The organism is Limoniibacter endophyticus, assembly GCF_014652835.1.
GTDB classification, from domain to species: domain Bacteria; phylum Pseudomonadota; class Alphaproteobacteria; order Rhizobiales; family Rhizobiaceae; genus Limoniibacter; species Limoniibacter endophyticus.
Genome location: NZ_BMZO01000011.1, coordinates 170,706 through 177,199, shown reverse-complemented (window position 1 = coordinate 177,199; position 6,494 = coordinate 170,706). Strand labels below are relative to the sequence as shown.

Sequence of the window (6,494 nt, the reverse complement as noted above, 5' to 3'; positions counted from 1 at the left end):
GACTTCCTCATTCATCCGCATACCGAGACGGGCTTCATGTCCCCCTCGCATTCATCGCCAAACATGGGAAGGCCGATGCTTTCCAGGGATTGGCGATCACCTCCCGGCCTTTCTCCCTCGCGCGGAAATCCGCTGCGGGGCAAAGCTGCTGCTTTCGGTTTCAGGATAACGTCTACTGCCTCCCTGGATGGCGGAGCCGGGCGCGCGGCCGATTCTTGCCCAAGAATGCCGATATTTTCGTCTGGATCGTCTTCGGAACCTGTTCCGCGCCTGTTACGTTCATGTCAGAATCGGGGATTGCCATCTGAGACAGGAGAGGGCGCGATGTTTTTCATCAAGAGTTTGGCCGCAGCAGGATTTGCGTTTGCGATTTCCACGCAGCTGGCGGCCGCACAGGTTGTTGTTTCATCCAAAATTGATACGGAAGGCGGCGTCCTCGGCAATATCCTCCAGTCTGCGCTTAATGCCCATGACATTCCGACCACAGATCGCATCCAGCTTGGCGCGACACCAGTCGTTCGTCAGGCCATAACGGCTGGCGAAATCGACATCTATCCGGAGTATACCGGTAACGCAGCCTTCTTCTTCGAAAAGGCGCAGGATCCTGTCTGGAAGGATGCCACACAGGCATATGAGACAGCCAAGAAGCTCGATTACGATGCCAACAAGATCGTCTGGCTGACGCCTTCTTCTGCGAATAATACCTGGGGCATTGCCGTGCGCGGCGAGTTGGCCGAGGAACATAGCCTCAGGACGCTGTCGGATTTCGGCAAATATGTCGCCGATGGCGGCGAAGTCGTTCTAGCGGCATCTTCCGAATTCGTAAACTCGGCTGCTGCACTCCCGGCTTTCCAGACGGCCTACGGCTTCCAGCTCTCCGGTAATCAGCTCATCACGCTCTCGGGTGGCGATACGGCTGCGACGATTGCCGCTGCGGCAAATCAGACGAACGGCGCAAACGCCGCCATGGTCTATGGCACGGATGGCGGCATCAAGCCCTCTGGTCTGGTCGTGCTGGAGGACGACAAGGCCGTACAGCCAGTCTATCAGCCGGCGCCGATCATTCGCGAAGCTGTTCTGCAAGAGCATCCGCAGATTGAGGAAATCCTCAAGCCGATCTTCGAAAAGCTCGATCTGGTGACCTTGCAGGACTTGAACGCACGTGTGCAGCTCGGTGGCGAAACGGCCAAGGCGGTGGCTGACGACTTCCTCACCAAGAACGGTTTCGTCAAGAAGTGAGCCTCGCTGCATCCCCTGCCAGATCGATGGTTCTTGCCGAACGCTTCGACAAGCTGGGCGTCGCTGTCGCGCTGATCGGTCTTTACAGTATGCTGGTTGCGCCCTTCGTCATCGCCAAGCCCAATCGCATCGTTCAGGGGCAGGGCATCCCCCTGCATGAGGCGCTTGCCGCGCCTTGGGGCTATATTGCGCTCGGACTTGGTGGTCTCCTCATGATCGCCGCGCTTCTTCGCAGTAATCTGATCTTGCGGCTCGTCGTGAGCCTTCTCGCCGTTCTGGCGACGCTCGTAGTGCTCGGCGCAAGTGCAACGTTCCTGACGCCGGAGAATAACAGCTTCGCCCGCGTTTCGCCCGCCAGCGGTTTCTGGTTGACTTCCTTCGCCTTCGTTCTGGTCGCTGCCGACGCTATCGGCCGGCTTAGGTTGAAGCCGTTCTGGCGCGTTGCGGCACTAATCGCGGCGCTTGCCGCCTTCACCATTGTCGTTGCAAGCGGCAACCTCGCCGATATTTCGGTCATGAAGGAGTATGCAAGCCAAGCCGGACGCTTTCACGCTGAAATCGTCGCCCACTTGGTTCTCGCCCTTGGTTCCACGCTGGCTGCCGTTGTGATCGGCATTCCGTTCGGCCTGGTCTGCTACAAGATCGAGCGCTTGCGCGGCTTGATTCTGAACATTTTGAACATCGTGCAAACGATTCCATCTATTGCGCTTTTCGGAATTCTGATTGCACCACTTGCCTGGGCGGCGGCGAATGTTCCTGGTGCTTCTGCAATCGGCATTTCGGGCATTGGCAAGGCGCCTGCTTTCGTGGCTCTTTTCCTCTACGCGCTGCTGCCTATCACCTCGAACACCGTTATCGGGCTGCAATCCGTGCGACGCGCCACGAAGGAGGCGGCACGCGGGATGGGCATGACTGCCGGGCAACGCCTGGCGCGGATAGAGTTTCCGCTGGCTTTTCCGGTTATTCTCACCGGGATCCGGATCGTCCTCGTCCAAAATATCGGTCTGGCGACGATCGCCGCTCTCATTGGCGGTGGTGGACTTGGCGTCTTCGTGTTTCAGGGCATCGGACAGACCGCGATGGATCTCGTTCTGCTCGGTGCTGCGCCGACGGTCGCGCTTGCGTTTTCAGCCGCTATTCTGCTGGATGCACTGACGGAGACGCTCGATAAATCGAAAGGACGCGCATCATGATCGAATTGCGCAGCATCACCAAGATTTATGGCGAGAACATTGTCGTCGATAGCGTCAGCATGACGATCGAGCCGCGCACGCTGACGGCTATCGTGGGCACTTCCGGTTCCGGCAAGACGACGCTTCTTCGAATGATCAACCGGCTGGTCGAGCCGACCTCGGGCGATATTCTCATCGACGGAGCAAATGTTCGCGATGTTGCTCCGTACGAGCTGCGTCGCCGGATCGGCTACGCCATTCAAGGCTATGGCCTTTTCCCGCATCGCACTGTGGCTGAGAATATCGCAACGGTTCCGCAACTGCTTAAATGGGACCGTAACCGGATCGCCGCGCGCGTCGATGAACTTCTTGCGCTCTTCCAGCTCGATCCGGCCGACTTTGCCGGTCGTTATCCGCATGAGCTTTCCGGCGGTCAGCAGCAACGGGTTGGCGTTGCACGCGCGCTTGCAGCAAAGCCCAACATTCTTCTGATGGACGAGCCTTTCGGCGCGCTCGACCCGATTATCCGGGCAAAAGCCCAGGAGGATTTGAAGCATATCCAACGTCAGACCGATACGACCGTGGTGCTCGTCACCCATGATATGGATGAGGCGCTCGGCCTTGGTGACAAGGTGGCGGTCATGGATGGCGGCAAACTCGTGCAATATTCCGTACCCGACGACATTCTGCTCAAGCCCGCAACGCCTTTCGTTGAACAGCTGGTGGGTAGCGGCGACAAGGCGCTGCGCCTCCTCGCTCTGCGTTCGGTCGACCCGCTGGTCGAGAACGGCCACGTCGACGGCGATCCTATCACGACGGAAACGTCGCAACGCGATGCTCTGTCAGAGATACTCTGGCGCGGTACGCAGGCCTTGCCCGTCGTGGGTGAAGAAGGAGCAGAAGTTGGCATCGTCTCGCGCGATAGCCTGCTGAATGCCGCGGAGCGCCGCCGGTGAGGCGCGTCGTACCAAACCTGTTCAGACTATTCTTGCTGATTGCGCTGGTCGCCTTTTTGGCGAACCCGCAGAGTTTTGCGTCATTTTTGAGCCGGTTCAATCACCCAGACGCCCCTGTCATCTATAATCAGGGCGAGCTTTGGTCACTCACACTCCAGCATCTGCGTATCGTCGCAATCGCAACCTTCGGGGCCAGTCTCGTTGCGCTGGTGTTTGCGATCCTCGTCACGCGACCATTCGGTCGCGAGTTCCTGCCGCTGTCGCGCTCCATCGTCAATATTGGCCAGACTTTCCCGCCCGTCGCCGTTCTGGCTCTCGCTGTTCCGGCAGTAGGATTCGGCGAGAAGCCGACCTTCATAGCACTGCTTCTTTACGGACTTCTCCCCGTCTTCGAGAATGCGCTGACGGCGCTCACGACGCTGCCCAAGAACGTCATGGAGGCAGCACGTGGTGTCGGCATGACAGGTTGGCAACGCCTATGGAAAATCGAGCTCCCCTTGAGCGCACCGGTCATTCTGGCGGGCATCCAGCTTACAGCGGTAATCTCGCTGTCGACGGCTACGATTGGCTCGACGGTGGCAGCCAAGACCTTGGGGGAAGTCATCATTGCGGGCCTGCAATCGAACAATCTTGCCTTCATCCTGCAAGGCGGTCTGATCGTCGCGGCCCTTGCTATCCTTATCTATGACGCCTTCTCCTGGGCCGAGCGCGCTGCTGCACGTGCGACCCATTCACGCGGCAGGTAAGGGCACCGAAAGGTCGCGCTTGACGCGCGCCGGAATTACCATAGCCTCTAGTTCTTCATCTGACGGAGGAGGATTGGTCAGAGGAAAGTTTTAAATTTGCTGCATCGCAAGTCCGAAAGAACATTTCGGTTTCCGATGCGGTGCAGGAGCGGCAGATGTCGCGATTGGCGCGGGATCTGCGGAGGGAGGAACCGCAATGATCATGCTTTATGTCGTTATCGCATGCGGACTGCTTTCTATTCTTTATGCCGCATGGGCGACGCAATCCGTGCTTGCAGCCGATCAGGGCAATGCGCGTATGCAGGAAATCGCCAGTGCCATCCGTGAGGGCGCGCAGGCTTATCTAACCCGGCAATATACGACCATCGCCATCGTCGGCATCGTCGTCTTCGCACTCGCCTGGTGGCTTCTGTCAGCCAGTGCTGCATTCGGCTTTCTGGTCGGGGCAATGCTTTCGGGTGTTGCGGGCTTCATTGGTATGCATGTTTCGGTGCGCGCCAATGTTCGCACGGCGCAGGCGGCCATCGGGTCCATCGCAGCGGGACTGGATATCGCATTCAAGTCCGGCGCGATCACCGGGCTTCTGGTGGCCGGTCTGGCGCTGTTGGGCGTGTCCGTCTATTTCTGGGTGCTCGTCGTTGTCATGGGACATGCACCGTCCGACCGCGTCGTCATCGATGCCCTCGTTTCACTGGGTTTCGGTGCGTCGCTAATCTCGATCTTCGCGCGTCTCGGCGGCGGCATCTTCACCAAAGGGGCGGATGTAGGCGGCGATATGGTCGGCAAGGTCGAGGCTGGAATTCCGGAGGATGATCCGCGCAACCCTGCGACCATTGCCGACAATGTCGGGGACAATGTAGGTGATTGTGCCGGCATGGCAGCCGATCTTTTCGAAACCTATGCCGTCACCGTCGTTGCAACCATGGTCCTGGCTGCAATTTTCTTTATAGGCACGCCCGCGCTGACATCCGTCATACTCTATCCGCTGATGATCTGCGGGGCCTGTATCATCACCTCTATCGCTGGCACCTTCTTTGTGAAGCTGGCGCCCAACGGGACGATCATGGGGGCGCTTTACAAGGGGCTTATTGTCACCGGCCTTCTATCCATCGTGGGCCTGGCCATTGCCAACACGTTTACTATTGGCTGGGGAACGGTGATGACGGCGGGCGGGCAGGCGCTTTCGGCCTTCAACCTGTTTCTGTGCGGTATCGTCGGCCTCATTGTCACCGGACTGATCGTCGTGATTACCGAGTATTACACAGGCACCAACAAGCGCCCGGTCAACTCGATTTCGCAAGCCTCCGTTACCGGCCACGGCACCAACGTGATCCAGGGTCTCGCCGTCTCGCTGGAGGCAACGGCGCTTCCCGCCATCGTCATTGTCGCAGGCATTATCTCGACCTTCCAGCTCGCCGGTCTGTTCGGCACGGCCATCGCCGTCACCACGATGCTCGGTCTTGCCGGCATGATCGTCGCGCTCGACGCCTTCGGGCCGGTCACGGATAATGCGGGCGGTATCGCCGAGATGGCGGGCCTGCCCGAGAGTGTGCGTCATTCGACCGATGCGCTCGACGCGGTAGGAAACACGACCAAAGCCGTCACCAAGGGCTATGCCATTGGCTCGGCGGGTCTTGGTGCGCTGGTTCTTTTCGCTGCCTATTCCTACGATCTTCAGTATTTTACGCAGAATGCGGCTACTTATCCCTATTTTGCCGATGTCGGGGCCATCTCCTTCGACCTGTCCAATCCTTACGTCGTGGCGGGGCTGATCTTCGGCGGCATGATTCCCTATCTGTTCGGCGGCATGGCCATGACTTCGGTTGGCCGGGCGGCCGGCGCTATCGTGGAAGAGGTGCGCAGGCAGTTCCGGGCCAATCCGGCCATTATGGAAGGTACGCAGAAACCCGATTATGCACGCGCGGTCGATCTTTTGACCAAGGCAGCGATCAAGGAGATGATCATCCCGTCATTGCTGCCGGTGCTCGCTCCCATCGTCGTCTATTTCGGCGTTCTGGCGATTTCAGGCTCGAAATCAGCAGCCTTCGCAGCGCTTGGCGCATCGCTTCTGGGCGTTATCATTAACGGGCTTTTCGTTGCAATTTCCATGACTTCCGGCGGCGGGGCATGGGATAATGCCAAGAAGAGCTTCGAGGACGGCTTCACCGACAAGGATGGGGTCAAACATCTGAAAGGGTCGGACGCACATAAGGCTTCCGTCACGGGCGATACAGTCGGCGATCCCTACAAGGACACCGCAGGCCCGGCCGTCAATCCGGCGATCAAGATCACCAATATTGTCGCTCTTCTTCTACTGGCGGTGCTGGCGCATCTTTGATGACTAGCGGGAGTACAATCCGAATTGCTTGAATAAAAAAAAC

The 6,494-nt window shown here is 58.6% G+C and carries 5 protein-coding genes; all 5 read left to right on the top strand.

Annotated elements, in window-relative coordinates; all coding sequences use genetic code 11:
• Positions 1 to 324: 324 nt before the first annotated feature.
• A complete protein-coding gene (gene osmF, locus IE151_RS16295; protein WP_189492640.1) occupies positions 325 to 1,239 on the top strand; it encodes a glycine betaine ABC transporter substrate-binding protein OsmF in 915 nt (304 codons plus the stop codon).
• A gap of 26 nt (positions 1,240 to 1,265) precedes the next feature.
• Positions 1,266 to 2,432, top strand: a complete 1,167-nt coding sequence (locus IE151_RS16290; RefSeq protein ID WP_189492672.1) for an ABC transporter permease — start codon at positions 1,266 to 1,268, stop codon at positions 2,430 to 2,432.
• The gene (locus IE151_RS16285; RefSeq protein WP_189492637.1) at positions 2,429 to 3,367 is read left to right on the top strand and encodes an ABC transporter ATP-binding protein; all 939 of its coding nucleotides are present in this window, start codon (positions 2,429 to 2,431) and stop codon (positions 3,365 to 3,367) included. The genes IE151_RS16290 and IE151_RS16285 overlap by 4 nt, the downstream gene beginning before the upstream one ends.
• Positions 3,364 to 4,113 (top strand): ABC transporter permease, encoded by a 750-nt coding sequence (locus tag IE151_RS16280; protein WP_189492634.1) that lies wholly within the window; start codon positions 3,364 to 3,366, stop codon positions 4,111 to 4,113. The genes IE151_RS16285 and IE151_RS16280 overlap by 4 nt, the downstream gene beginning before the upstream one ends.
• A gap of 196 nt (positions 4,114 to 4,309) precedes the next feature.
• Positions 4,310 to 6,451 carry a sodium-translocating pyrophosphatase gene (locus IE151_RS16275; protein WP_189492631.1) on the top strand — a complete coding sequence of 714 codons (2,142 nt, stop codon included), beginning with the start codon at positions 4,310 to 4,312 and terminating at the stop codon, positions 6,449 to 6,451.
• The last annotated feature ends 43 nt before the right edge of the window (positions 6,452 to 6,494 follow it).

Bases quoted from the DNA above. Each gene is read 5' to 3' on its own strand.
- osmF (WP_189492640.1), top strand. From the start codon at position 325: ATGTTTTTCATCAAGAGTTTGGCCGCAGCAGGATTTGCGTTTGCGATT.
- IE151_RS16290 (WP_189492672.1), top strand. From the start codon at position 1,266: ATGGTTCTTGCCGAACGCTTCGACAAGCTGGGCGTCGCTGTCGCGCTG.
- IE151_RS16285 (WP_189492637.1), top strand. From the start codon at position 2,429: ATGATCGAATTGCGCAGCATCACCAAGATTTATGGCGAGAACATTGTC.
- IE151_RS16275 (WP_189492631.1), top strand. From the start codon at position 4,310: ATGATCATGCTTTATGTCGTTATCGCATGCGGACTGCTTTCTATTCTT.